At 66.7% G+C, this 25,814-nt stretch carries 25 protein-coding genes; 16 read left to right on the top strand and 9 right to left on the bottom strand.

Features of this window, described 5'->3' with window-relative positions; genetic code table 11:
* Positions 1-758: LysR family transcriptional regulator (locus tag ACIA5H_RS35955; RefSeq protein WP_397080602.1), on the bottom strand; the 758-nt coding region annotated here is incomplete at its 3' end.
* A 164-nt stretch (positions 759-922) separates the two neighbouring features.
* Between ACIA5H_RS35955 and ACIA5H_RS35960 the strand changes: the two genes are divergently transcribed.
* From ACIA5H_RS35960 to ACIA5H_RS35995, 8 genes are all read left to right on the top strand, one after another.
* Positions 923-2,188 carry an MFS transporter gene (locus tag ACIA5H_RS35960; protein ID WP_397080604.1) on the top strand — a complete coding sequence of 422 codons (1,266 nt, stop codon included), beginning with the start codon at positions 923-925 and terminating at the stop codon, positions 2,186-2,188.
* A gap of 7 nt (positions 2,189-2,195) precedes the next feature.
* Positions 2,196-2,693, top strand: a complete 498-nt coding sequence (gene rraA / locus ACIA5H_RS35965; RefSeq protein ID WP_397080606.1) for a ribonuclease E activity regulator RraA — start codon at positions 2,196-2,198, stop codon at positions 2,691-2,693.
* 15 nt (positions 2,694-2,708) lie between these two features.
* Positions 2,709-3,584, top strand: a complete 876-nt coding sequence (locus tag ACIA5H_RS35970; RefSeq protein ID WP_397080608.1) for an FAD binding domain-containing protein — start codon at positions 2,709-2,711, stop codon at positions 3,582-3,584.
* Positions 3,571-5,859, top strand: coding sequence for a xanthine dehydrogenase family protein molybdopterin-binding subunit (locus tag ACIA5H_RS35975; protein ID WP_397080610.1), 2,289 nt, complete (start codon positions 3,571-3,573; stop codon positions 5,857-5,859). The genes ACIA5H_RS35970 and ACIA5H_RS35975 overlap by 14 nt, the downstream gene beginning before the upstream one ends.
* Positions 5,856-6,350: a (2Fe-2S)-binding protein gene (locus ACIA5H_RS35980; RefSeq protein ID WP_397080612.1), complete on the top strand. Its 495-nt coding sequence runs from the start codon at positions 5,856-5,858 to the stop codon at positions 6,348-6,350. The genes ACIA5H_RS35975 and ACIA5H_RS35980 overlap by 4 nt, the downstream gene beginning before the upstream one ends.
* Complete coding sequence (locus ACIA5H_RS35985; protein WP_397080614.1) at positions 6,347-7,189, top strand: polysaccharide deacetylase family protein; 843 nt, start codon at positions 6,347-6,349, stop codon at positions 7,187-7,189. Before ACIA5H_RS35980 ends, ACIA5H_RS35985 begins: the two co-directional genes overlap by 4 nt.
* A 21-nt stretch (positions 7,190-7,210) precedes the next feature.
* Positions 7,211-7,813: an SRPBCC family protein gene (locus tag ACIA5H_RS35990; protein ID WP_397080616.1), complete on the top strand. Its 603-nt coding sequence runs from the start codon at positions 7,211-7,213 to the stop codon at positions 7,811-7,813.
* Between the two features lie 247 nt (positions 7,814-8,060).
* Entirely contained in the window at positions 8,061-8,735 is a 675-nt protein-coding gene (locus tag ACIA5H_RS35995; RefSeq protein ID WP_397080618.1) for a class I SAM-dependent methyltransferase, read from the top strand.
* Positions 8,736-8,891: 156 nt separating this feature from the next.
* Here ACIA5H_RS35995 and ACIA5H_RS36000 read toward each other — a convergent pair whose 3' ends face one another.
* The 3 genes from ACIA5H_RS36000 to ACIA5H_RS36010 all read right to left on the bottom strand — a co-directional run bounded on the left by ACIA5H_RS36000 (position 8,892) and on the right by ACIA5H_RS36010 (position 12,312).
* Positions 8,892-10,013, bottom strand: coding sequence for an XdhC family protein (locus ACIA5H_RS36000; protein ID WP_397080620.1), 1,122 nt, complete (start codon positions 10,011-10,013; stop codon positions 8,892-8,894).
* Positions 10,014-10,053: 40 nt separating this feature from the next.
* Positions 10,054-10,788, bottom strand: coding sequence for a GntR family transcriptional regulator (locus ACIA5H_RS36005; protein WP_397080622.1), 735 nt, complete (start codon positions 10,786-10,788; stop codon positions 10,054-10,056).
* A 93-nt stretch (positions 10,789-10,881) separates the two neighbouring features.
* Positions 10,882-12,312, bottom strand: coding sequence for an alpha-hydroxy-acid oxidizing protein (locus tag ACIA5H_RS36010; protein WP_397080624.1), 1,431 nt, complete (start codon positions 12,310-12,312; stop codon positions 10,882-10,884).
* Positions 12,313-12,396: 84 nt separating this feature from the next.
* Between ACIA5H_RS36010 and ACIA5H_RS36015 the strand changes: the two genes are divergently transcribed.
* The 7 genes from ACIA5H_RS36015 to ACIA5H_RS36045 all read left to right on the top strand — a co-directional run bounded on the left by ACIA5H_RS36015 (position 12,397) and on the right by ACIA5H_RS36045 (position 19,601).
* The gene (locus ACIA5H_RS36015; protein WP_397080626.1) at positions 12,397-13,149 is read left to right on the top strand and encodes a type 1 glutamine amidotransferase domain-containing protein; all 753 of its coding nucleotides are present in this window, start codon (positions 12,397-12,399) and stop codon (positions 13,147-13,149) included.
* A gap of 70 nt (positions 13,150-13,219) precedes the next feature.
* Positions 13,220-14,374 carry an LLM class flavin-dependent oxidoreductase gene (locus ACIA5H_RS36020; protein ID WP_397080628.1) on the top strand — a complete coding sequence of 385 codons (1,155 nt, stop codon included), beginning with the start codon at positions 13,220-13,222 and terminating at the stop codon, positions 14,372-14,374.
* Positions 14,375-14,379: 5 nt separating this feature from the next.
* Positions 14,380-14,904, top strand: a complete 525-nt coding sequence (locus ACIA5H_RS36025) for a flavin reductase family protein (RefSeq protein ID WP_397080630.1) — start codon at positions 14,380-14,382, stop codon at positions 14,902-14,904.
* Positions 14,895-15,758: a fumarylacetoacetate hydrolase family protein gene (locus ACIA5H_RS36030; RefSeq protein WP_397080632.1), complete on the top strand. Its 864-nt coding sequence runs from the start codon at positions 14,895-14,897 to the stop codon at positions 15,756-15,758. Before ACIA5H_RS36025 ends, ACIA5H_RS36030 begins: the two co-directional genes overlap by 10 nt.
* A gap of 59 nt (positions 15,759-15,817) precedes the next feature.
* Positions 15,818-17,692, top strand: coding sequence for an AMP-binding protein (locus tag ACIA5H_RS36035; protein WP_397080634.1), 1,875 nt, complete (start codon positions 15,818-15,820; stop codon positions 17,690-17,692).
* 74 nt (positions 17,693-17,766) lie between these two features.
* Positions 17,767-18,816 carry a 3,4-dihydroxy-2-butanone-4-phosphate synthase gene (locus ACIA5H_RS36040; RefSeq protein ID WP_397080636.1) on the top strand — a complete coding sequence of 350 codons (1,050 nt, stop codon included), beginning with the start codon at positions 17,767-17,769 and terminating at the stop codon, positions 18,814-18,816.
* An 80-nt stretch (positions 18,817-18,896) separates the two neighbouring features.
* Positions 18,897-19,601 (top strand): FMN-dependent NADH-azoreductase, encoded by a 705-nt coding sequence (locus tag ACIA5H_RS36045; RefSeq protein WP_397080638.1) that lies wholly within the window; start codon positions 18,897-18,899, stop codon positions 19,599-19,601.
* A 150-nt stretch (positions 19,602-19,751) separates the two neighbouring features.
* Here the strand turns inward: ACIA5H_RS36045 and ACIA5H_RS36050 are convergent, their stop codons facing one another.
* From ACIA5H_RS36050 to ACIA5H_RS36065, 4 genes are read right to left on the bottom strand one after another with little or no spacing between them, the layout of a single operon-like run.
* A complete protein-coding gene (locus ACIA5H_RS36050; RefSeq protein WP_397080640.1) occupies positions 19,752-20,579 on the bottom strand; it encodes an HpcH/HpaI aldolase/citrate lyase family protein in 828 nt (275 codons plus the stop codon).
* Positions 20,579-21,733, bottom strand: coding sequence for an acyl-CoA dehydrogenase family protein (locus ACIA5H_RS36055; protein ID WP_397080642.1), 1,155 nt, complete (start codon positions 21,731-21,733; stop codon positions 20,579-20,581). Before ACIA5H_RS36055 ends, ACIA5H_RS36050 begins: the two co-directional genes overlap by 1 nt.
* Before the next feature lie 33 nt (positions 21,734-21,766).
* A complete protein-coding gene (locus ACIA5H_RS36060) occupies positions 21,767-22,960 on the bottom strand; it encodes a CaiB/BaiF CoA transferase family protein (protein WP_397080644.1) in 1,194 nt (397 codons plus the stop codon).
* Between the two features lie 13 nt (positions 22,961-22,973).
* Entirely contained in the window at positions 22,974-23,858 is an 885-nt protein-coding gene (locus tag ACIA5H_RS36065) for a MaoC family dehydratase N-terminal domain-containing protein (protein ID WP_397080646.1), read from the bottom strand.
* Between the two features lie 102 nt (positions 23,859-23,960).
* Between ACIA5H_RS36065 and ACIA5H_RS36070 the strand changes: the two genes are divergently transcribed.
* On the top strand, positions 23,961-24,848 hold the full coding sequence (locus ACIA5H_RS36070) for a LysR family transcriptional regulator (RefSeq protein ID WP_397080648.1): 888 nt from the start codon (positions 23,961-23,963) through the stop codon (positions 24,846-24,848).
* Between the two features lie 184 nt (positions 24,849-25,032).
* Here ACIA5H_RS36070 and ACIA5H_RS36075 read toward each other — a convergent pair.
* The coding region (locus tag ACIA5H_RS36075; RefSeq protein WP_397080650.1) for a transposase at positions 25,033-25,814 on the bottom strand (782 nt) is incomplete at its 5' end.

Raw genomic sequence — 25,814 nt, forward strand, 5'->3', positions numbered from 1 at the left:
CGTCCGGCGGCCACGTCCGCGGCCACGCCGGTGGCAGGCAGCACCGTCCAGCCGCGACCGGACATCACCAGTTTTTTCTGCAGCGCCATGGAGTTCGTCTCGGCCGCAACCCTCAGCTGGTCCGCCACGGGCGGTTCGGCCTTCTCGATCAGGTCGCGCAGACCGTGCCCGGCGACAGGCATCACCAGTGGGTGCCGCAACACGGTGTCCCATGAGACGGGTTCGTCTCCAGTCAGTTCGGCCCGCGGCGGCGCCACCGCCCACAGCCGTTCTCGCAGCAGCGGGATAATCGCGACCGACTGGGTGCTGGCCATGTTGTAGAGCAGTGAGACATCCACGTCGCCCACGTCCAGCCACTGTTGCAGATGGCCGGAGTATGCAGACAGGAACCGCAGTGCCACGCGGGGATAGCGCTCTTCCACCGCCGCGGCCAGTGGCTCGACCAGGACGTCGATCACGCTCTCGAGCATGCCCACGGTGACCGTGCCGGTCACTTCGCCCGGATCCGGACGAATCTCGGCCCGAGCCCGCTGCAGCTCGTTCATGGCGCGGCGGGCGCGGGCGACGAGCACCTCGCCGGCTCCGGTGGGGACCATGCCTTGCCTGGTGCGCTCGAACAGCGGGACCCCGAGCTCGGCCTCCAGTGTGCGGATCTGCCGCGTAACCGCGGGCTGGACCAGGTGCAGTAGCTGCGCCGCCTTCGTCACGCTGCCCGCGTCGGCGACCGTCACCAAGGCCGCCAGTTGCTTCAAATCCACGGTGAGCCCTTCTGTATCCGGATATGCGATGCCCCCATCAAGAATTGTTAGTTCTCAACTCTATACATCAACGAGCATGATATGTGAGCTGGCCGAAGGGACGGACTGTAGTCCTGTCGGATGGCCCCACCCCAGTAGCTCAGGGGAGAGAACTGGAGAGATCCATGCACGTGAGCACCCCGACCGTTTCCCGCCATCCCACGGTGAACCTGCCGACGTACAGCGTTGTCGTGGCCATCAACTTCGCTGTGATCGTGTTCGACGGATACGACCTGATCGTCTACGGCTCCACCGTGCCTGCCCTGCTGCATGAGCAGAGCTGGCACTTGACGTCCACGGACGCGGGCCACATCGGCAGCATCGCGCTGGTCGGTATGTTCTTCGGCGCGTTGCTCTCCGGCTCGCTGACCGACCGGTTCGGCAGGCGCCCCGTGCTGCTGGCCAGTCTCAGCCTGTATTCGCTGGCAATGGTGCTCGCCGCCGCCGCGAACGGCCCGGCAATGTTCGCCATCGCCCGCGGGATCGGTGGCATCGGTTTCGGCGCGGTCGTTCCGGCGGCCGTGGCGATCACTGTCGAATGGGCGCCGGAAGCTCGGCGCAACCTGTGCACCGCGATCATGACCGCGGGATTCGCCGTTGGCGGTATCGCGGCCGCCGGCATGGCCATCTGGCTGCTGCCGGTGCTGGGTTTCCGCGTGCTGTACGCGATCGGCGCGCTTCCCCTTGTGACACTGGTGCCGCTGGTTTGGTGGCTGATGCCCGAATCGCCGGTTTACCTGAAACGTCGTGGCGCCCCCGCGGCCGAGCAGGCCCGGCGTACCCCGATCACCGCTCTCGTCCGCGGTCGTGCGGGCGTCGCCATCACGCTCTTCTGCGTGGCGAATTTCTGCCTCGGCGTGATCGTGTTCGGCCTCAACACCTGGTTGCCGCAGATGATGGCGAACGCCGGTTTCCCGATCCGTTCGGCGCTGCTGTTCCAGTTGCTGCTCAACGTCGGTGCGATCATCGGCGCCGTGGTGGGCTCGATTATCGCCGACCGCACCGGCGCACGCCCCGTGGTGACCTCGATGTTCCTGATCGCCGCCGTCTGCATCAGCCTGCTCGGCGTGGCGATGCCGGCCGCGGCTCTATACTCGATGGTGCTGGTCGCCGGGATCGGTGCCACCGGAACCCAGATCGTGTTATTCGGCTATGTTGCCACGCACTTCGCCGCCCATCTGCGCGCCCGCAGCCTCGGTGTTACGACGGGTTTTGCCCGGCTCGGCGGCGTCGCCGGCCCCACCCTGGGCGCGTACCTGATCACATCGAGCGTGGGCCTGTTCTCGAGCTTCGGCACTTTCGCCGTATTCGCCCTCGTCGGAGCCATGGCGGCGGTGTCCGTGCCGACTCTGATCAGCGCTCGTAAGCCAACCGCGCAAGCACTGCAGTGAGGACCTCATGACCAACCCGACCGTCGCCACCTCAACCGCCGACCTCGTGGACGCGTTTCCGGACGAGGCACACACGTGCGACCTCCCGCTGCGGCAGTTCGGCGGCCTGGTGGCCTTCTCCGGGCGCATCGCCACCGTCCGTTGCCATGAGGACAACGCGATCCTGCGTGCGATGCTGACCGAGCCCGGCGAAGGCCGGGTGCTCGTGGTGGACGGGGGCGGCTCGCGGTACTGCGCGCTGCTCGGCGAGAACGTGGCGGAACTCGCACGCGCGAACGGCTGGGCGGGTCTCGTGCTCAACGGCTGTGTCCGGGACGTGGTCGCGCTGCGACGCTGCGAGGTCGGTATCACCGCCCTCGGCTCGAGTCCGCGCCGTGCTCGTAAGTCGGGTGCCGGCGAGCGGGACGTCCCGGTTTCGTTCGGCGGCGCGACCTTCCGGCCCGGCCATGAGGTGCACAGCGACGAGGACGGGGTCGCGGTGCTCGACCCGGCCGCGCGTGGCTGACGTGAGGAGGAACAGATGACCACGGGATTGCTAGAGGTTGGATCGCTGGCTCAGGCACGCGACTTGCTGGCAGCCGACCCAGATGCCACCCGCATCATCGGCGGCGGCACCGGTCTGATGCTGATGTTGAAGGCTGGCCTGCTCAGCGTGCCCACGCTGGTGAGCCTGCGCAAGGTGACCGATCCCGCGCTGAGGGAGATCGAGGTCCGCGGCGACCGACTCGTCCTCGGCGGGCTGTGCACGCTGAGCGACGTGCTGGACCATCCGGTGGTACGCCGCGAGTTGCCGGCGCTGGTCGCCGCGCTGCGGCGGCTATCCAGCGTCCGGACCCGCAACGTCGCCACGGTCGCCGGGTGCCTGGTGCACGGCGATCCGCACATGGATCTGCCGCCGTTGCTGCTTACGCTGGAAGCCGAGGTCGTGGTCCTGGGACTCCACGGAGAGCGTCGCATCACGTGTGCCGAGTTCTTCGTCGGCTACTACGAGGTCGCGCTGGCGCCCGAGGATATCGTCATCGGCCTGGAGATCCCGCTGCTGCGGGCCGGCACCTTCGCCACCTACCGCAAGTTCACCGGCGCGCTGGCTGAGGACTGGGCGGTGGTCGGCGTGGCGTTGTGCCTGCCGCAGGAGGCGGGGCGAATCACCCGGCCTGCCGTGGCTGTCTGTGCCGTCGAGTCCGCTGCCCGTCGTCTCCCCGAGGTGGAGCGTGCGCTGGATGGCGTGACAGCAGCCGACGTCGACCCGGACGGAATCGGCGAACTGGCCGCGTCGGCGGTGGAACCGGCCGACGACCACCTCGGCAGCGCCTGGTACAAGCGCCGTGTGCTGTCGGCCGAAGTAGCCCGCGGCCTGCGGGCCTGGGCGAGGGAGGCACAACATGGCGGAAAGTGACCGCACCGGGGACCGCAGGCCCGGGCACGCGCTGATTCGGGCCCGTGGCGGCATTCGTTACACGGACGACGTGCCGACACAGGGCGCGTTGCACGCGAAGATCATCCGCTCCAGCGTCGCGCACGCGACGATCAAGGAGATCGACGTCTCGGCCGCGTCGGCGCTCGAGGGCGTCGTCGGCGTTCTCACGCTGCAAGACCTCCGCAAGGTCGCCAAGGACTGTTACTACGGCCCGGCGTACAGGGACCAACCGATCCTCGCCGACGGCCGGGTGCGGCACTACGGCGAGCCGATCGCGGTCGTGCTTGCCGAAGACCCGCGCACCGCCGCGGCCGCCGCCGGACTCGTCGACGTCGACTTCGACGAGCTGCCGGTGGTGCTGGACGAAGTGGAGGCGGCCACCAGCGACATGGTCATCCACGACGAAGTAAACGCGGCCGCGGACTTCGAGGACCTGCGGGCGATCCACCGTTCGCAGAGCCCGAACGTGTACGTGACGCATCGGCTGTGCACCGGCGACTTCGACGAGGTCGCCCGCAACGCGCACCGGGTGATCGAGCACCGATTCCACACCGCCTCCACGTGTGCCACGCCGCTGGAGACGATCTCCACACATGTCACCCCGACGCCGGAGGGGGGACTGGACGTGCGCTCGCAGACCCAGACGCCCTCCTATGTGCGCCGTCAGCTTTCTCGCATGTTCGCTATGCCGGAGGCGTCGATCCGTGTGACGCAGGCCCCGCTCGGCGGCGGCTTCGGGCTCAAGATCTATATCCGCCTGGAGGCGCTGACAGCCGCGTGTGCGCTCTACACCGGTCGGACCGTCGTGCTCAAGTGCGACATGGAGGAGCAATTCTACCTGCCCAACCGGCGCGGTACCACGTCGGAGATCGCCTCGGCCCTCGATGCTGACGGTACTGTGCTGGCCCGGCGTTGCCGCATCTACTGGAACGGCGGCGCGTACGCCGACATCGGTCCGCGGATGGTGACCAAGTCGGGGTTCGTCGCCCCGGGGCCGTACAGCATTCCCGTTGTGGACGTGGAAAGCTATGGCATCTACACCAATCGCGTGCCAGCCGGCGCGATCCGCGGGTTCGGCGTCCCGCAGGTGGTGTGGGCGCACGAGATGCACACCAACATGATCGCGGCGGAGCTGGGCTTGGACCCGTTGGAGTTCCGCCTGCGGCAGGTGCTGAACCGCGGCGACAATCACCCCTCCGGCACCGCGCTGGAGAACTGCGACCCGCGGCGGGTGCTCACCGAACTGCACGAGGTCCTCGAGTCGGTGCCGCTGGGCACTGACCTGCCAGCGTCGATGGAGGGCTGGCGGCTCGGCCGCGGGCTGTCCTTCGGCGTCAAGGCCGCGATTACACCGACCACTTCGGTCGCCACCGTAACCGTGTCGCCGGATGGCAGCATCACCGTGCACAGTGGCACGGTGGAGATGGGCCAGGGCTCGACCGAGGCGATGCGGCGCATCGTCGCCCGCGAACTCGGCGTGTCCTGTGACGAGGTGGTCGTGGTCAGCGGGAACACCGACTCGGTGCCGTGGGACACCGGCACCATGGGCTCCCGCTCGACTTACCACATGTCGCGTGCGTTGGCCAACGCAGTGGCGGACCTCCGCGAGCAGCTGACCGGGATCATCACGGCCGCGCTCGGCACCGCGCCGCCGCCTGACGCCAACCCGTTCGAGGTCGAGGGCGGCGTGTCGGGCCTGTTGCGGAAGCATTTCGGCAGCATGGGCGCCTCGCTGGTCGGCGTCGGCAGCTTCACTCCGTCATACGAGAAGCCGGACCAGGACGGGAGGTCCAGCCACATCACTGAATTCTGGATGTGTGGCGCGACCGGGGTGGACGTCGCCGTGGACCCGGCCACCGGGGTGCTGAAGCTGCTGCGGCTGGTGTCTGTCGCCGACGTCGGCCGGGCAGTCAACCCGGCGATGGTGCACACCCAACTCTCCGGCGCCGCGGTGATGCAGGCCAGCATGTCCGTGGTCGAGCAGGTGCAGTACGACGAGCAGGGCCAAGTGCTCAACCCGAGCCTCGCCCTCTACCGCATCTTCGGATTCGGCGACAGCCCGCGGCAAACGCCTACCGGCTACGTCGAATACGGCGAGGACGCGACCCCGAAGGGTTGCGGGGAGTCGGGTTCGCTCGCCGTCGCACCCGCTATCGCCGCCGCGGTGCACGACGCGCTCGGCATCTGGGTACGGGAACTGCCGCTCACGCCAGAAAAGATCCTGCGCGCACTCACCCAGGGAGAACAGCGATGACCGACGAGCGGCAGATCACGTTTCGGCTGAATGGCCGGACCGTTCGGACCACCGTGGACAGAGACGAGAACCTGGTCACCACCCTGCGCGAACTCGGCGAGTACACGGTCCGGGAGAGCTGCGGGGTCGGCCTGTGCGGCAGCTGCGCAGTGCGGGTCGACGGCCGCTCGGTGTCGGCGTGCCTGTACTGGTCGGTACTGGCCGACGGCTGCGAGGTTGTCACGTTGAGCGGACTGTCCGAAGACCCGCGCGCGGTGGCATTGCAGAACGCCATCGGGGGGTGCGGTGGCGCACAGTGCGGTTACTGCACCCCGGGCATGGTGGTGACCGCACTGGACCTCGTGGACACCGGGGAGAAGCACAGCCATGACGAGGTCTGCGAGTGGATGAGCGGCAACCTGTGCCGGTGCGCCTGCTACCCACAGCTGACCGAGGCGATTACCTCGGCGGCCAACGGCCCGATCGTCGAAACAAAAGGAGAAGCCCGATGAGCAGTCCTGTCCAGCGGTGGCCCGGTGACAAGCCGATCGCCGTGGTGTTCAACGTCTGCCTGGAAGCGTGGAGCGAGGGCAAGGCCCCCGGAATCAACCCGATGGGCAACCCGCTGCCGCCGACGGTGCTGGACCGGATGGCGATCTCGTGGGCCGAATACGGCACCCGGTGCGGGATCCAGCGGTTGCTGCGGGGTCTGGCGCGCTATGGCGTGCGGGCCAGTGTCGCCGTCAATGGGATCGTGGCCGAGCAGTTCCCGGCGGTGGTGCATGCGGTCGCCGACGACGGACACGAACTGGTTGGGCACTCCTACGCCATGGACGTCGTTCCTGGCCTGTTGTCCCCTGAGGAGGAACAGGCCAATATCGACCGCTGCACCAAACTGATCGGCGAGGCCGCGGGCGCCCCGGTGACAGGGTGGCTGAGCCCCCGCGCGACGCCGAGCGCGGATACACCCGCCCTGCTGGCCGCCGCCGACTACCAATGGCACGGGGACACCCTCAACGACGATCTGCCGTATCTGCAGACGGTCGGAGAACGGGACATCGTCGCCATCCCGTTCAGCACGGACGTCAACGACATGCCATCGATGAAGTACGGCGCTGCACCCGAGCGGATGGTCGAAGCCTTCACCGAAAACCTGGCGGCCGCACGGCAAACCGGTGAGACCGCCTTGATCGACGTGACCACACACGCGCACATCTTCGGCAGGCCGCGGGGGGCACATTTCCATGAGCAGGTGCTGGAGATCGCTACCTCCGCCCCGGACGTCTGGATCGCCACCCGCGCCGAGATCGCCGCACACGTCCGGCAGACCAGCGGCACGCCGGTCGGCTGACCACGAAGGAGAGATGGAACCATGAAGATCGAAAACTCGTTCATTGTGCCGGGGGGTGTCGAGGAGGCCTGGTCGGTGTTGCTGGACATCGAGCGGATCGCGTCTTGCATGCCGGGCGCGCACCTCGACCGGGTGGACGGCGACGAGTTCACCGGCACGGTCCGGGTGAAGCTGGGCCCGGTCGCCCTGGCCTACCAGGGAAGTGCCCGCTTCACCGAGAAGGACGCGGACGGGCGCCGGGTGGTGATCGAAGGGCGGGGACGGGACGCGCGTGGCAACAGCACCGCCAAGGCGACGATCACCGCCATGCTCGCCGCACAGTCCGGCGAGACGAAAGTGCAGGTGTTGACCGATCTCGACATCACCGGCAAGCCAGCCCAATTCGGCCGCGGTGTCATCGTCGACGTCAGCAACAAGCTGATCGGTCAGTTCGCCGACCGACTCGCCATCGAACTTGCCGGCGACGACGACACGACGCCCGGCCCTGCGACACTTGCCCGGCCCGAGCCCGAGTCGATCAATCTCGCCGCATCCGTCGCCCCGGCCCTCATCAAGCGCGCAGCGCCTGTCGTACTCGCCGTACTCGCCGTGATAGTTCTCGTCGTCCGTAAGCGCCGCTCCTGAGCCAGACGTCCTGACGCCGCCTCACGCTGCCGACGATTTGACTTCTCACTCAGCGGGAATGTCGCTGCGGTTGCAAAATTCGAAGTGGCCATGAATTCGCCAATTTCCCGCGGTATTCCCGCGACCGTTCGTGGGAATTCCGCCTCGGGCTTCTCAGCCACCCCACGCGCCAGCCACGAAAGATGGATAATCTGTTATCCAGCGAAGCGCCAGTCGAGTTTCTCACCGCTGATCTCGAGGAGGAAAAATGACCCAGTCGAGCCTGGATTGGGATGCCATCTATCGACAGGAACCGCGACCCCCGTGGAGCATCGGCCGGCCTCAGCCCGAACTGGCAGCACTGATCGATCAAGGCAAGATTCGTAGCGATGTCCTTGACTCCGGCTGCGGGCACGCCGAGCTGTCTTTGGCCCTCGCGGCGCGCGGCTACACGGTCGTCGGCCTGGACGCCAGCGCTACCGCGATCAAGGCCGCAGCCGCTCTGGCCGCCGAACGAGGGCTCACGACAGCGACTTTCGCCCAGGCCGACATCACCAACTTTCAGGGCTATGACGGCCGCTTCTCCACGATCCTGGACAGCGCGTTGTTTCACGCACTCCCGCCCGGAAGTCACCAGGACTACGCGCGGTCGATCTTTCAGGCTGCCGCGCCAGGCGCGAGGTTGTACATTCTGGCGTTCGCCGCCGGGGCACTGGGGGACGATGATCCTGACCGGCCCGGCTCACGTGGTTATACCGAAACCGAGTTGCACGACGCCGTCGCGACGCTGTGGCGTGTTGATGACATCCGGTCGGCAAACCTGTACGGTAACGCGGCGGCGCTCGAGGTTCTGGGTCCCGCCTTCGCGGAGGCCGAACGCGACGGCGAAGGGCATTTCCTGACGCCGGGTTTCCTGCTCAGCGCGCACAAGCCGGAGCGATGAGGCGGTCCGGTAACGCAATTCGAAGACAGCGGGTACCCGCCCTACCGGGCACCGTCGTCGACCGAGCTACAGGTTCACCCTCCTGCGTCTGCCTCGCATGAACGGCCACGGCGCCCAGCCGCGAACCAAGAACGGCCCGCCCCGGGCCGGATCCCGTCAATCGTGATGGATGCGGCCTTCGACCTGGGTCAGTGGCCTGCCGCCGCCGCCCCAGCGCCGTGCGATGATCTCCGCGACGATCGACACGGCGGTTTCCTCGGGGGTACGGGCGCCAAGGTCGAGGCCGATAGGACTGGCCAGCCGGTCCAGCTCGGCGTCGGTCAGGCCGGCCTCGCGCAGCCGCTCCATCCGGTCACGATGAGTCCTGCGCGACCCCATCACACCGATGTAGTCGACCGCGGGCAGCAGCCGCAGCGTCACCTGCAGCGCCGGTACATCGAACTTCGGGTCATGGGTCAGCACGCAGATCGCGGTCCTCGAGTCGATCGCCCCCCGCTGGGCCTGCGCGGTCAGGTATCGGTCGGGCCAGTCGACGATCACCTCGTCGGCGTCGGGAAACCGGGCCGGGGTCGCGAAGACCGGTCTCGCGTCGCAGACCGTCACGCGATATCCCAGGAACGCGGCCTGGCGGGCGAGGGCAGAGGCAAAGTCGATGGCGCCGAGGATCAGCATCCGTGGCGGTGGGGCGTGGCTGGCAACGAACACCTCCATGCCGGCTTCCTGACGCTGGCCGTCGGGGCCGTATGTAAGCACGGCGGTGCGGCCCGCCGCGAGCAAGCCCCTGGCGTCGTCGGTAACCGCGTCGTCGGCGCGGGCAGAACCCAGCGACCCCTCGACCGTGTCCGGTCGGACGACCAACCGTCGTCCGACCCAGGCCGCGTCAGCATGGGCGATGACGGTGGCGATCGCGGTCGCGCGACGCGCATCGATGTCATCGGCGATAGAGCCTAGCTGCGGAAAGGTTTTGTGGGACACCGGCTCTACAAAAATATCGATGATCCCGCCACAGGTCAGCCCAACAGCGAAGGCATCGTCGTCCGATACCCCGTAGCGATGCAGTTTGGGCCGCCCGCTGGCCGTCACCTGGTTGGCGAGTTCGTAGACAGCAGCCTCGACGCAACCGCCGGACACCGAACCCGCGACCGTGCCGTCGGGCCCGACAACCATGGTGGCGCCTGGCGATCGCGGCGCGGACCTGATCGTGCGGACGACGGTGGCCACGCCTGCTGTTCCGCCGGACCGCCAGAAGGTCAGCAATTCGTCGAGTACGTCCCGCATTGTCGATGTCTCCTGATCAGGCCCACTGGCTGTAGCTGGTTCAGGAGCGTGGGCGTGGGGTTGCTGCAGTGTCGCTGCGTTTCCATTCGTCCAGGACGCGAATGGTCAGATTGTGGATGTGGCGGATCGCGGCTCGCTCCGCGTTTTCGCCGTCTTGCTGGACGAGTGCGTCGAGGATACGGGAGTGCTCCAGGACGGCCTGTCGTTTGCTGGAGGTCCATGCTGTCGAGTAGGCGGCCAGAATCACCTGCATCTGTACGCGCTCGAGGGAGTCGATGAGGCAGTCGTTCGCTGACATCCGGTGGATGGCCTGGTGGAACTCGAGATCGGAACGGCGTGCGCTTGCGAGGTTCTCGGCGTTGACCGCCTGGGCGAACCGGGAATGGATCTCGGTGAGCCGCTGGATGGCGCGATCATCGATGTGCGGTGCCGCCAATCGTGCGGCGAGGCCCTCCAGCGGGGCACGTACCGCCAGTGCGTCGAGGAGGTCGTGCTGGTTTGGTGCGGCGACTGCGGCGCCGCCGTCAGTTCGGCGTACCAGCCGCTCCGAGGTCAGGCGTTCGACCGCGGAGCGGACGGGGCTCCGGCTCATGCCGAACGTGGTGGCGAGGGCGTTGACGCTGACCTGACCACCTATGGGAAGTTCGCCGTCGAGGATCATGGCGCGAATGCGGTAGTAAGCCACCTCAGTGAGGCTGTCACCTGAGTTTTCCGATGCCGGCTGCCGGTCGCTCGCGCTGAGCGCGCTACCGTTGCGGGCGGCGCCGAACGCCATGGCCGTACCTCCCTCGACTACATTGTCGAACCGGGCATCTGCAATCCGTGCCATGATCCATCCCATCCCTCTGGGTGCCGGTGATTCTCTGTTTCACCGTAGCCGCACCATGGCGGGTGATAGTTCTTTGACCGTTGTCGCTCCGAGTAGTTGCATTGTTGTGCGGATCTCGTGGGTGAGGAGTTCGGTGACGCGGCGGACCCCGGTCTCACCGGCAGCCATCAGCCCGTAGAGGTAGGCGCGGCCGATGAGCACGCCATGTGCGCCCAGGCAGAGCGCGGCGATGATATCGGATCCGGAGAGGAATCCACCGTCGACCATGAGCTCGGCCCGGCCGCCGATCGCTTCGGCGAACTCGGGTATTGCTTCGAGCGGGGTGCGCGAGCGGTCGAGCTGGCGGCCGCCGTGGTTGCTGATCACCACGGCATCGGCGCCGACCTCGACAGCCGTGCGGGCGTCGTCGATCGACTGCACCCCCTTGACGATCAGCTTGCCGGACCATTCCGAGCGCAGCCACGCGAGGTCGTCGACCGTCACGGACGGGTCGAAGAGTTGGTTCGCGAGTTCGGCCGCGGTGCCTCGCCAGTTCGACAGGGACGCGAAGGACAGCGGCGGTGTGGTGAGCAGGTTGAACCACCAATGCGGGTGGCGCGCTCCGTCCGCGATGGTCCGCCAGCTCAGCGATGGCGGGATCGTCAGGCCGTTGCGCACGTCACGCAGCCTCATTCCGGCCACTGGGGTGTCGACGGTCAGGATCAGGGCTTCGTAACCGGTCTCGTGGGCTCGCTGCATGAGATCGCGGCTGCGTGATCGATCGTTCCACAGGTAGAGCTGGAACCATCGACGACAGCCGGGAATTACCTCGGCGACAGCTTCGAGTGAGGTTGTGCCCATTGTCGACAAGCTGTAGGGCAGACCCGCCGCTCCGGCGGCGCGTGCGACCGCGAGTTCGCCTTCGTGATGCATCATGCGCGTGAAGCCGGTCGGCGCGAAGACTACTGGGAGCGATGCCGACCGGCCCAGCAGCGAGCCCGAAGGGTCCACGGCCGAAACGTCCCGCAGCACCCTTGGAACGAATTCCACCGATTCCAGCGCTGCCCGTGCACGCGCTGCGGAGGCTTCGAGTTCGGCGCCGCCGGCGACATAGTCGTAAACGGCCCGCGGCACCCGGCGACGCGCGATGGCGCGGAGGTCACTGACCGTCGTCGCGCGTTGCGCGCGGCGGCGATCGCCATTCAGTACGAGGGGTTTGGGCTGCAGGAGCGGTGAGAGTTCAGACCAGCGCGGCAGTTGTCGATAGTCGCTTCCACCAGGACTTTGCATAACCAAAGCATGCATCCAAGTGATCGGGTTGTCAAATTCTGTTGCATCCATATGCGTAAGGCAATCGCGACCCGGAGCGGCCGCATGGCAGCACATCGAGCGGCCTCTTGGACTAGCCGACTTCCACTGCGAACAGGTGTTGACAACCCGAGTTCCACTCATTGCCCCGGCGTGCGACGATCCTGAGAGTGCTGTATTCATCGCAACCGGGTCTAGACAAGTTCTACATCCATACCTATCCTATGACCGAAGTCACTGCATGCTGGTATCGAAGGAGTTTCCGACATGTCCGCTACGTACCGCGTGGTCATTCCGCTTCCGGACCACGACTTCGATACGACCGAGTCTGCGGTCTCTTGGCAGCGCTTCAAGGAAGCGGGCTTCAGTGTGACGTTTGCGACGGAGACCGGGCGGGTGCCCGAGTGCGACCAGCGTCTGTTGAAGAGCGGGTGGTTCAACCCGTTACCCGCGGGCCCGGAGGCCGTGCAGGCCTACCGTGAGATGACGGCGTCCGCGGAATTCCAATCGCCGATCACCTTCCGCGACATCGACGCGAACGACTTCGATGCGGTGCATCTGTCGGGCGGGCACGCGCAGGGGATGAAGCAGTATCTGGACAGCAAGGTGCTCCAACAACGGATCGTCGACTTCTATCACGCGGGCAAACTGATCGGCTCGGTGTGCCACGGCACGCTCATCCCGGCTCGCGCGATCGACCCGGCGACCAGTCGCAGCATCATTTCCGGAAAGAAATTCACCACGTTGATCTTGCCGCTGGAGAAGTGGGCATTCCGAATCACTTGGTACCGAGTCGGTCGGCGCTATCGCACATATTGGAAGTACACCGAGACCGAAGTTCGGGAAGCGGTACAGCCGGGGGGACAGCTGCTGCGCGGCGAGTCGGTCGATATGCCGTTCGTCGTCGAGGACGGCCAATTCATCAGCGCCCGTTACCCCCTCGACGTGCCCGTCTACGCCGACGCGTTCGTGCGCCGGCTTCAGCAACAGGGGCAGGTCAGCCCGTCCGTGACTGGATGATCGCCGCTAGGACAGCATCGACCCGGCCGTCTGGCCGCGAATCTTTCCCATGTTCACCCGAAGGAGAATTGTGTCCAACATCGCGCCTGCCGACGAGCGTCAGGACCGTCGCAACACCAATGCCCTGTTTTCCGAGAACAAGCTGAAATTGGGCCTGTTCGGGCCCAACTGCGACCGCGGATGCGCTATGAGCCTGTCCGACGACATCCCGCTGTTGACGTGGGAATATACCAAGGAGGTCGCGCAGATCGCCGACAGGGCGGGCTTCGAGGCGCTGGTGCCGGTCGCGCGGTGGAAGCAGATCGGGGAAAATGGTTTCAACGGCCGGAACTTCGACACCTACACTTGGGCGGCCGGGCTCGCTTCTGTCACTGATCGCATCACCCTCGTGACGACTTCGCACGTGCAGTCGAATCACCCTGCCGTCGCTGCGAAACAGGTGGCGACGATCGACCACATCAGTGGTGGACGGGTCTGCCTGAACATTGTCAACGGATGGTTCGAGCCGGAATTCAGGATGTTCGGCACCGAGTTCCTTCCCCATGATCGCCGCTACCAGTACACGTCGGAGTGGTACGAGGTCGTGCGCCTGTTCTGGACCGAGGATAAGGAGTTCGACTTCGACGGGGAGTTTTTCAAGGTCGAGGGCGGCTACTCGCAGCCGAAGCCGATTCAGTCCCCGCTGCCGGCCATTATGAATGCGGGTGGATCGAAGACGGGACGGGAGTTCATCAGCAAGTACGCGGACGCCGGTTACGTGCTGCTGACCGGTTTCGACTTGAACACGGCCCGGGCGCAAGTGGAGCAGCGCGCGGCGGACGCTGCTGCGGCCGGACGTGAGGTCGGCACCTGGACGACCGCTTACGTCGTCCAGCGTGACACCAAGGAGGAAGCGGAAGCGTACCTGCAGAAGTTCGCCGTCGAAGAGGGCGACATGAGTGCGGGCGAGGCGGCCGCGCGCTACCTAGGACTCAACTCATCGGCGATGGAGCCGCACCAGTGGGAAGAGTTCGGTCTGCATCTGCGCGCGGGCTACGGAGGGTATCCCTTGGTCGGTACGGCCGAGGATATCGCCGAGCGGCTGGCCCAGCTTTCCGACATTGGTGTGACCGGCGTATCGCTGTCGTTCGTGGACTTCGTGGACGGGCTGGCGCGCTTCAACGCCGATGTTATGCCGAAGTTGGAGCAAGCGGGTCTGCGCAAGCCCCATGTGGTGGGACAGTGAGACGAATGACCGCCGACAACCTTCACGACCGCGGCCTCGTCGACGCGCGCACCTTTCGCGAGTCCATGGCCAGGGTGTGCGCGCCGGTCACGATCGTCACGACGCTGACCGCCGATGGGGTGCCCTACGGTACGACAGTCAGCGCGTTCGCTTCACTATCGCTGGACCCCCCCATGGTAAGCGTGTCCCTCGACAACAAGTCCAACATCCTCGCACGAGTCACCGACGCGGGCCGACTATCGGTCAATGTGCTGTCTACCGAGCAGCGTAGCATCGCGAAGACGTTTGCGCGAACCGGCGGCGACAAGTTCGCTGGCGTGCAGTGGTCCGTCAAGGAGCGGTTACCGCATCTGGGTGGCGTGAGCACCTGGCTGGCCTGCGAAGTCATCCGACTGGTCGAGGGTGGCGATCACACCATCGTGCTGGCCGCGGTCCGGCACGCGGAGTTCAGTGATCTGCTTCCCCTGGTCTATGCCCGCCACGTCTTCGGAACCCACGACGAGCTCGCCAGGGGGCAGCGGTGCGCTTAGCCAATGTGCGCGGCCGCGCAACGGTCGTGATCGATGATCACACAGGCGTGGACGTCCACGACATCTCCGAGGGAGCGTTCCCCACGGATGCCTCGGAACTGCTCGCCCGGTGGGAGGAGTTCCGGCGCTGGACATCCGAGCAGGACCCGCTGGCGTGGGACCACCACGGGCGAAAAACGTTGGACCACAACGATCTCGGTCCGGTAGTGACCGCCCCCCGGCAGATCTTCGCGATCGGCCTCAACTACGGGCTCCACCGGGACGAGGCTGGGTTCGCCGATGCCACCGCGCCGGTGATCTTCACCAAGTTCGCGAGCAGTCTGTGCGGCGCCCACGCCACCGTCACATTGCCCTCCGATGGGGTCGACTGGGAGGCCGAAATCGTCGCCGTGATCGGACGGGCCGGTCGCGACATCCCTGCGGAGAAGGCTTGGGATCATGTTGCCGGGTTGATGATCGGGCAGGACCTCTCGGATCGGACGCATCAGTTCACGCCGCCGTCACCGCAGTTCTCTATGGCGAAGTCGTTCGAGAACTTTTCGCCGGTGGGTCCGTTCCTGGTGACGACCGACGAATTTCCCGATCCTGACGACATCGAACTGGGCTGCTTTCTCAATGGCGAAGCCGTACAGCGAGACCGCTCCTCCAACATGATTCACGGCATCCCGGTCCTGCTCGAGACCCTGTCACGGGTCGTCGAACTGACGCCAGGTGATCTGATTTTCACCGGCACCCCGGCGGGCGTCGGCATGGGCTACGAGCCGCCTCGATACCTGCGCCCCGGCGACGAACTTGTCACGTGGGCCTCGGGTATCGGTGAAATCCGGCAGCGATTCCGCGCGAAGACTGCGTGATCTCCCGCGCCCCGGCGGTCCCGGGCAGAAGACCGTAGCTGACGAACTGAGAGTGGAATATGGACCTCGCACACAGACAACCGGGCCTCTCTGAGGAAAGCGCCGAATTTTGGCAGCGGGCCGGCCAGCTCATTTCCTGGAACCGCGCGCCCAGTCAGGTGTTGTCCGAGACGCCGGGTCGGTGGCAGTGGTTCCCCGACGGGCGCCTCAACACCTGTTTCAACGCCCTCGACCGCCACGTCATCGCCGGCCACGGCGATCGGATCGCCCTGATCTGGGAGAGCGCGATGACCGGAGCTCAGGAACACTTCAGCTACGCGGCCCTGCAGCACGCGGTCGAGGTGTGCGCCGCTATGCTGGTTGATCTCGGGGTACGACTCGGAGACCGCGTCGTGATCTACCTGCCGATGATTCCCGAGGCCGTTATCGGAATGCTGGCCTGCGCCCGGATCGGTGCCATTCATTCGGTGGTCTTCGGCGGATTCGCAGCGCCAGAGCTGGCCGCCCGCATCGATGACGCACAACCGCGGGTCATCCTGACCGCATCTTGCGGACTCGAGCCGGGACGAGCGATCAACTACAAAGAACTCGTCGACGACGCGCTTGCCCAGTCGAACAACACTGTCTCGGCCGTGGTTGTCAAACAGCGGGCCGAATTGCCCGCGATGCTTGTGCCGGGCCGCGATCTCGACTGGGATGCGGAAATGTCGTCGCGCGCGGGGGCCGAGATCCCTTGTGCCGATCTCGCTTCTGGCGACCCCCTCTACATTCTCTACACCTCTGGCACGACGGGCCGACCGAAGGGCGTCGTCCGGGACAACGGAGGTCACGCCGTCGCCCTGGCGTGGTCGATGCGTCACGTGTTCGGTATCGAAGCCGGCGACGTGTGGTGGGCCGCCTCGGACATCGGCTGGGCCGTCGGCCACTCCTACGCGGTGTATGCCCCGCTGATAACGGGGGCGACAACCGTGCTGTATGAGGGGAAACCGGTCGGCACACCGGACGCGGGAACATTCTGGCGGATCTGCGCCCGACACAGGGTCAAGGGGCTGTTCACCGCGCCGACAGCATTGCGGGCGATTCGTCGCGCGGACGAACACGGCGACTGGGTACGCAACCAGGATCTGGACGCCTTCGAAGCGCTCTACGTCGCCGGAGAGCGGCTGGACGGGGAGACGGCCGCCTGGGCGCAGACCGTGCTCGGAGTCGCCCCGATCGACAACTGGTGGCAAACCGAAACCGGCTGGCCCATCACCGTCGGATCGGCACATACGCAGCCGACGGCCGGAGGTCGGCCAACCCCCGGATTCAACGTCATCGTTCTCGACGCCAACGGCGGCGAGGTACCGCACGGCAGTGAAGGCTCGATCTGTCTGCGGCTGCCATTGCCCCCAGGGGTCACGACTGCGATCTGGAACGACCCGGACCGCTTCGAAAACGAGTACCTCACCGCGTATCCCGGCTACTACCACACCGGAGACAGCGGCTACATCGACGCCCAGGGCGCGGTGCAGGTGCTCGGGCGGACAGACGACGTCATCAACGTCGCGGGGCACCGCCTGTCCACCGGTGTGCTCGAGGGCCTCGTCGCCTCCCACCGCAGCGTCGCAGAGTGCGCGGTCGTCGGCCTCGACGACGCGCTCAAGGGGCAGGTTCCGCACGCGTTCGTCGTGCTCAAGAACGGCACCGAACACCGCGACCCTGCCGTGGTGGACGAAATCGTTCAACTGGTCCGCGCGCGATTCGGCGCCGTTGCCGCGCTTCGTGACGTCCACATCGTCGAGGCACTACCCAAGACTCGCTCGGGCAAGGTGCTGCGCCGCACTATCCGCGACCTGGCTCAAGGCCGGGACGTCAAGACCCCACCCACAATCGAAGACCCTTCTGTGCTGGACCTACTCAAGACCCAACTCACCGCAAGAGTCACACCATGACTCGGGCGACTACCGAGCACCGACCGCCTGTGTCCGGGCGGTCGGCTCCCAGATCGGGTGCGGTACGCGAGGCGGTGGCAGCGATCAGACAGGGTAAGCCGGTCATACTCGTCGACACCGACCGTGACGTGAATGGCGGTGACCTGGTTTTCGCCGCCGAGCAAGCGACCCAGCGACTCGTCGCCTTCGCCATCCGCCACGGCTCGGGATTCCTGTGTGTCGCCATGACCGAACCCGCCGCCGACCGCCTCGACCTACCCGCCCTCGTTATCGACGAAGACCCGTGTAGGCCCGGCTACGCGGTCTCGGTTGACGCCCGTGACGGTACCACGACCGGCATCTCGGCCGCCGACCGCGCGCTGACTATGCGCATGCTCGCCGACCCGCGCACCGATTCAAGTGCCCTCTCACGCCCCGGTCACATCGTGCCGCTTCGCATATCCGCCGCCGGTGTACTGCGGCATCCCGGCGCCGCCGAGGCTGCGGTCGATCTCGCAGTCCTGGCCGGGCTGAAGCCCGCCGCAGCCCTTTGCAAGCTGGTCTCGGAAAACGACCCACGCGAGTTAGCCCAGGGCTCGGAGTTGCGGCGCTTCGCGCAGGAGCACCATATCCCCATCCTCTCCATCGCAGAACTTGCCGACCACCGCCTCCGAAACAGCACGCTGGTCACACCCGCCACACGAACGGCGATTCAGCTGGCCCATGGCACATTCACCGCCGTTAGCTACTGCAGCATCTTCGATGAGCGCAGGCACATCGCCCTCATCATGGGCACGAACTTCAGTGGTTCGGTACCCGTGCGGATCCAGCGCGAATGCGTGATAGGCGACGTATTCGGCTCACCGGACTGTGACTGCGCGGAAAGTACCAATCATTCGCTGGCTGAAATCGCCTCGGCCGGTGATGGCGTACTTATTTACCTTCGCCGCCCTGAAAACGCAACGATACTAGGGCACGATCCAGCTGGTACGACCGTGAAATATCAACTTCCACAAGATATCGTCATCGCCGCGGGTATCTTGCGGAATCTTGGCTTGCGCTCAGTACACCTTATCGCGCCCCGTGCCGGCGACGCGCAGGCACTGGCCCGACTGGGCGTCCCCGTCGACACGCGGGAAGCGTAAACGGTAACAGCACCGGCCACGGACAGCGACGAACTCGACCGCTGACCGCTCATACCAACTATCTCCGAAGGATTTGGGACATGGCACATCTGCTGCATATCGATTCGAGCATACGGGGGGACAGGTCGGTGACCCGGCAGCTCACGGCCCGTGCGGCTGCGGCGTGGCGGGCCGCTCACCCCGAGGGCTCGGTGACCTATCGCGACCTGGGTGCGGAGCCGCCGCCGCATCTCGACGCGGTCGGCGGACTCGCGCAGGTGGTGCCGCCGGAGGCGCAGACGCCGGACCAGACGAAGTCCTGGGCGGTCAGCCTGGAACTGGTCAACGAGATCAAGCGGGCCGACACCATCTTGCTTGGTCTGCCGCTGTACAACTACGGTGCGCCGAGCAGTGTGAAGTCGTGGGTCGATCGCCTGATCGTCCCTGGGGTGACATTCGACCCGGAGACCGGAGCGCGCCTGCTGGAGGGCCGTGAGTTCGTGGTGCTCGCCGCGCGCGGCGGCGGGTATAGCGAGAGCATGCCGCGGGAGGGCTGGGACCACGCGGAGCCGTGGCTGCCGCATGCCCTTTCGATGACCGGGCTCGAACCGCGGTTCATCACCGCGGAGCTGACGTCCGCCGCGTCGGAGCCTGCGATGGCGGCGCTGGTGCCGCTGGCCGAGCAGAGCCGCGCGGCCGCCGAGCGTGAGATCGACAACCTGTGGGCGCCCGCGATGGCTGGAGGTACACCTGGAGGTGTGCCTGCTGACAAAGACACCTCGATGTTAGGCGTCCGCGACAAGTGATCCACGTCACTCTAGCCTCTCGGTAAGCTGATTCAGCATGGCGAATTCGGCGGGCGGCACACTGGGCGGATTCAACCGGTAGTCGTAACACCTTCGATCTGCATGTGGTGGGTCGAGCAGACACCGGAGCGCACTTCTGATCCGCCATGGTCACGCTGTATTGGTGGGCGGCTCCACCTGGCGCAGAACACGCCGGGCGTGGGCCAGCACGGGCGCGTCGACCATGCGGCCTTCGAAGGTGAAAACCGCGGTGTGCGCCTCGGCTGCGGCGAGAACGGCCTTCGCCCAGCTGATCTCGTCGTCCGACGGACGGAACGCGGTCCGCACGACGGCGACCTGCGTCGGGTGAATGCATGCCTTGGCCGCGTAGCCGGAGGCGGCCGCGGCGGCGCTGTCCGCCGCGAGGGTGTCCAGGTCGGCGATGTCGACGAGCACGGTGTCAATCGGCGTCACCCCGTTCGCCCGGGCGGCATAGAGTACCTGGGTCCGGGCCTGCACGACCTCGGGCCGGTAGCCGCCGTCCGCGGCCCGCCTGCGGCTGCCGCCGAGGTTCGCGACGAGATCCTCGCTGCCCCACATTATCCCGACGCAGTTGCGCGACGCAGCGATCGCGGGGGCCTGGAGAATTCCACGCGCGGTTTCGCACAGGGCGACGACCGGGTGCGTGATCGACTCGACCGCCGCCGGCGAGGAAGCCATCGGCAGCATGACCGCGACGTCTCGGAACGGGGCGAGCGCCGCGAGATCGTCTGCGTGCCAAGGGGTTCCGACAGCGTTGATCCGGACCAGCACGGCCTCGCGGTCGAGGCGCCCCAGCGCCTCGACGACGTGCTCGCGGGCGAGGTTCTTGGCCTCCGGACCAACGGCGTCCTCGAGGTCGAGGATCACCGAGTCCGCCGCGGCGAGCGCCTTGTCGAACCGTTCCGGCCGGTTACCGGGGCAGAACAGCAGTGCCGGGCCGCGCACGTCCGTGGCCATCAGTCGAGCCCGCCGCGTTTGACCAGTTGCGAGGCGATCACGTTGCGCTGGATCTCGTTGGTGCCTTCGCCGACGATCATGAGGGGGGCATCGCGGAAGTAGCGCTCGACGTCGAACTCGGTGGAGTAGCCGTAGCCGCCGTGGATTCGAACCGCGTTGAGCGCGATCTCCATCGCGGTCTCGGAGGCGAACAGCTTCGCCATCCCAGCCTCCATGTCACATCGCTCGCCGGCGTCGAACTTCTCCGCTGCGAAGAGGGTCAGCTGCCGTGCTGCGGTCAGTTTGGTGGCCATATCCGCCAGGTAATTCCCGATGGACTGGTGCTGCCAGATCGGCTTGCCGAAGGATTCGCGCTCCCGGGCGTAGCGCAGGGCGTCGTCGAATGCCGCCTGCCCGACGCCAAGAGCCCGGGAGGCGACCTGGATACGGCCGGTTTCCAGCCCTTTCATCATCTGAGCGAACCCTTTCCCCTCGGTCCCGCCGAGCACCGAGGAGGCTGGCACGCGCATGCCGTCGAAGTTCAGCTCGCACGTCTCGACGCCCTTGTACCCGAGCTTGGACAAGTCCCTGGAGACGGTCAGGCCCGGCCCGTGTTCGACGAGCAGTACGGAGACGCCTTTGTGTCTGGGCTCGGCCCTCGGGTCGGTCTTGCACAGCAGGGCGATCAGTCCGGAGCGGCGGGCGTTGGAGATCCAGGTCTTGGTCCCGTTGATCACGTAGGAGCCTGCGTCGAGGCGGGCGTGGGTGGTCATCGCCTGCAGGTCCGACCCGCCGCCGGGTTCGGTGAGCGCCATGGTCGCACGCAGCTCGCCGGTTGCCATCCTCGGCAGGTACCTGTCCTTCTGCTCCTGTGTGCCGAACGCCAGCAGCAGCTTGGCGACTACGGTGTGGCCGCCCATCGCCCCGGCCAGTGACATCCAGCCGCGGGCCAGTTCGGCGGTGACCAGCGCGTAGCAGGGCATGGAGACAGGCGCCTCGCCCCACGGTTCCGGGATCGCCAAGCCGTAGATCCCGAGCTCCTTCATCTGCTCGATGATCCTCTCGGGGTACTCGTTCGCGTGCTCGAGCTGCTGGACCACGGGTTTCACCTCGCGATCGACGAACTTTCGCACAGTATCGAGGACGTACCGTTCCTCGCTGCTCAGCGCGCTCATGGTGGTGCGGTCCTTTCGAAATGTCGGGGAGGTTCAGACGACGGCGCGGTCGTGCAGGTCGGCGATGTCTGCGACGGAGCGGCCGAGCTCGCGCAGAATGGCATCGGTGTGCTCGCCCAGCGCGGGGACCGCTCCCATCACCGGCTCGATTCCGGCGAGGTCGGCCGGGGGCCGCAGGGCAGCGACGACGCCGCCGGGTACGGCGACCTCGTGCCATCGCGCGCGCTCGGCCAGTACCGGGTGGTCAAGGAAATCCTCGATCCGGTTGAGACCGGCGTTGGCCACGCCGGCCTTGTCGAGCAGCGTCCCGGCGGCCGCGGTCGTTACCGTCGTCAGCGTGCGGCCGATCAGTTCGTTCAGTTCCTCGCGATGGGCGACCCGCGCCGAATTCGACGCGAAGCGGGGATCGGTCGCGACGGTGGGATCGCCGAGCACAACCGTGCACAGCGCCCGCCACTCGCGATCGTTCTGCACGGCCAGCAGAAGGCTTCCGTCCGCGGTGTCGTACGGGCCATACGGTGCGATGGTGGCGTGCTGGGCGCCGACGCGGGCGGGTTGTCGTCCACCGTAGCGGGTGTAATACGCGGGCGCGCCCATCCATTCGGCGAGCGCCTCGAACAGTGACACCTCCACCGCGGATACCCGTCCGGTCGTGGCGCGATGCAGCAGGGCGGTGAGGATGCCGGAGTAGGCGTACATGCCAGCGGCGATGTCGGCCACCGAGATGCCGACCTTGGCCGTCTCGTCCCGGGTCCCGGTGATCGAAAGCAGCCCGGTCTCGCACTGAACGAGCAGGTCGTAGGCCTTGCGGTCCGCCCAGGGACCGCGGGTGCCCCAGCCGGACACCGTGCACGGGATGACCCGGGGGTGGCTCCGCGCGAGCGATGCCGCGTCTACACCCAGCCGATCTGCGGCGCCGGGGCCGAGGTTCTGCACGAAGATGTCTGCGCGATCGAGCAGCTCGCGGAGCACCGCGCGCCCGTCCGGGGATTTGACGTCGAGGGTGATCGACTCCTTGCCGCGATTGAGCCAGACGAAGTAGCTGGAGTTCCCGTACACGGTCTCGTCGTAGCCGCGGGCGAAGTCGCCGGACTCCGGGCGCTCGACCTTGATCACGCGAGCGCCGAGGTCGGCGAGCTGGCGGGTGGCGAACGGCGCCGCCACGGCCTGTTCCAGGCTCACCACGGTGAGGCCGTGCAGGGGTGGGAGAGAGGTCTCGGATGCCATCAGGGTCAGCCTTTCAGGCTAGGCGAATCGAGGCGGTCAGTGACGGAGCGACGCCCTGCGCTGCGACCGTTACCGACAGCTCGTCGCCGTCGCGTGAACCGGCGGCCACGACTGTGGCCGGAACGAAAGCCGGCTGGACGAGCCGATAGGCGACGCTGCGAACGCGAACGCCGTGTAGGCGCGGCAGCTCCAGGGCGAGCAGGGCGAGTAGCGGCCCATGCACGACGAGGTCCGGATAGCCCTCTACGCCGGTGGCGTACGGCCGGTCGTAGTGGATCCGGTGGCCGTTGTAGGTGAGCCCGCTGAACCGGGCGAGCAGCACCGGGTCGGTGGCCAGGCTGCGCCGCCACACACTTGTCTGCTTGTGCTTGTGCTTGTGCTCGGGCTCGGGCTCGTCGCCGTCGGGCCGGGTCATCGTCCGTGGCGGCGTGCCCGCCGGCTCGGACCGATAAACGACGTCCTGCTCCTCGCGAGCGACCGGCTTGCCGTCTGCCGCCAGCTCATGGCGGACGGTCACGAATGCCATCTCCCCGGTCCGCCCGGTCTTCACGTTCACGTCGGTCACTGCGGCGCGGGCGGAGAGCTCGCAGCCGTGCGGGATCGGTGCCCACTGCTCGAAGCGTCCACCTGCGAACATTCGGCGGCGGCCCGGAATCGGCGGCAGAAACGGCCCAGTGGCCGGGTGCCCATCCTCGCCGATCTCGGCCTGCGGGGGGTGGTCGATCAGGGTGAACCAGTGCCAGAGCGGTGGCAGCTCGTCCGCCGGAGCGGGGGCGTCGAGCAGTGCGGCGAAGGCTGCGGACTGCCAGGGGTCGACTCGCCGGGCGGATTCGACGATCGCTGGGCGCCAGTGCCGCATGGCTATGGCGAGGCCGCTCTGGCTGTCTGGTGTGGCCATGCTGTTCCTCCGTTGGTCGACCTCAGCGGCTTTCTCGAATCGTCCCCCACCAACAGTGATACGTGAAATGAAATATATTCATGATCTTGATACGATCAATGCATGAACACCGAGGATCTCGAGTGGTTCGTGGCGCTGGCGGAGACGTCGCACATGACGCACGCGGCGAAGCGGCTGAACACCACCCAGCCCACCCTGTCGCGCAGCCTGGCCCGGCTGGAGCATGAGATCGGGGCGCCACTGTTCGACCGCGTGAATCGACGTCTGCGGCTCAACCCTTCCGGTGAGATGCTGCTCCGGCACGCGCGGCGCAGCCTTCTCGAACTTCGCTCCGCGACCGAGCGCATCCGGGTGCTGCGGGATCCGGACCGCGGTACAGTCCGGCTCGGGTTCTTGCACTCGGTCGCGACGTGGTTGGCGCCTGAGCTGATCCGTGGGTTCCGGGCCAGGGTGCCGCAGGTGCAGTTCACCTTGACGCAGGCGGCCACGTACGAGCTGGAGGCGCTGGTCGCCGACGGCATCGTGGATCTCGCCGTGACCGGCCCACGTCCAGACTCCCAGGACCTGGCCTGGCACACGATCCACACCGAGCAACTGTGCCTGGTCGTCCCGCGCGATCATCGGCTCGCAGGCAAGGACAGCGTCGAGATCGCCGCGGCCGCGGGTGAACCGTTCATTATGCTGGGCCCGGACTTCGGCTTGCGCAGGCTGACCGACGACCTGCTAGCCCGCGTAGGCGAGCAGCCGGAGATCGCCTTCGAGAGTGCCGAAATCACGACGATGGAGAGCCTCGCCGCGGCCGGGCTCGGCGTCACGGTCGTGCCTCGCCCGCGGCCGCACCGAGCCGACCCGAACGCGGCCTACATCCCACTCACCGACCCCGCCGCGCAGCGGGCGCTCGGGCTGGTATGGCGCGCGGAGCAGTCCGAGTCCCCTGTGGTGAGTCGCTTCCGGGCCTTCGTTGTGTCCGAGCAATGGTCCGCTCTGTGAGATGAGCCGACTGCCCAGCGCCGTCATGCGTGCTGCGGGCGGTGACTCACGGGTGCGGATGGGCAGGTGGGTACCGGGCGCTGTGCATTATCGTGAAACTCAGTGGTCCTGCCTGCAAGGGGACTGTAAGTTTAATGGCTCTGTCCCATTTTCGGCTCTGTCCCACTTTCGGTGGTAGCCCTGGCTATCCGAGCAGGATGCGATGTCGGAGCAGGGGGAAGCCTGCGCGGCCGTACATTTGGCGTTTGATCAGCTTCGTCTTCGTGTTCACGCCCTCGGTAGGTCCGCTGCTGTAGGGCAGGGTCAGCCCGGCGACGACGGCGTCGTGGTCCTGGTCGAGGCCGGTGAGGAACGGTTCGAGCTCGATGAGACCAGCCTCTCGAACCTGCTTGATCCAGGCGTCGATCTCGGCGCCGCGACGTTCGGTCATCAGCTGCGCGAACTCGCGAACCAAATCGGCCAAGGCGGTCATCTCGGGGCAGGCGGCCAGCAGATCATCCAGGTGAGAGCGTCGTCCGTCGGGCAGGTTGTCCGGACGGGTCAGAATCCAGCGGGTCACCCGCCGTGGCGACGGTGTGATCCGGTCGCCCTCGAGGCGACCCTGGTTGATGTACCGGTAGAGCAGGTTCTGGCCACCGGTGTAGCCGAGTTCGGTGATCTCGGCGAGCAGCCGCAGCACCGGGACGCCCGGCTCGGCGGCGCGGCGAGCGCGCAGGTGGTCGCGGTAGGGGTCGACCAGCCAGGCCCGGTACTGGGGTGGGCGGCGCAGCCGCTGCGGCTGGGGCACCCGGGAGTAGCGTTTGACCGTGTTCAGCAAAAGCCCCAGTCGCCGTGAGCAATCCAGCAACCCGACTCCCTGATCGAGAAGGTCGTGGATGGCATGCCAGCGTTCGATGGTGCTTTCCTCCCGGACCAGCGACTGCCGCTTCGGGCCGGCGGCGGCCCAGCAACTCGAGTGCGCGGCGA

The sequence above is a fragment of the Nocardia sp. NPDC051900 genome (assembly GCF_044452545.1).
Classification (GTDB): Bacteria; Actinomycetota; Actinomycetes; order Mycobacteriales; family Mycobacteriaceae; genus Nocardia; species Nocardia sichangensis.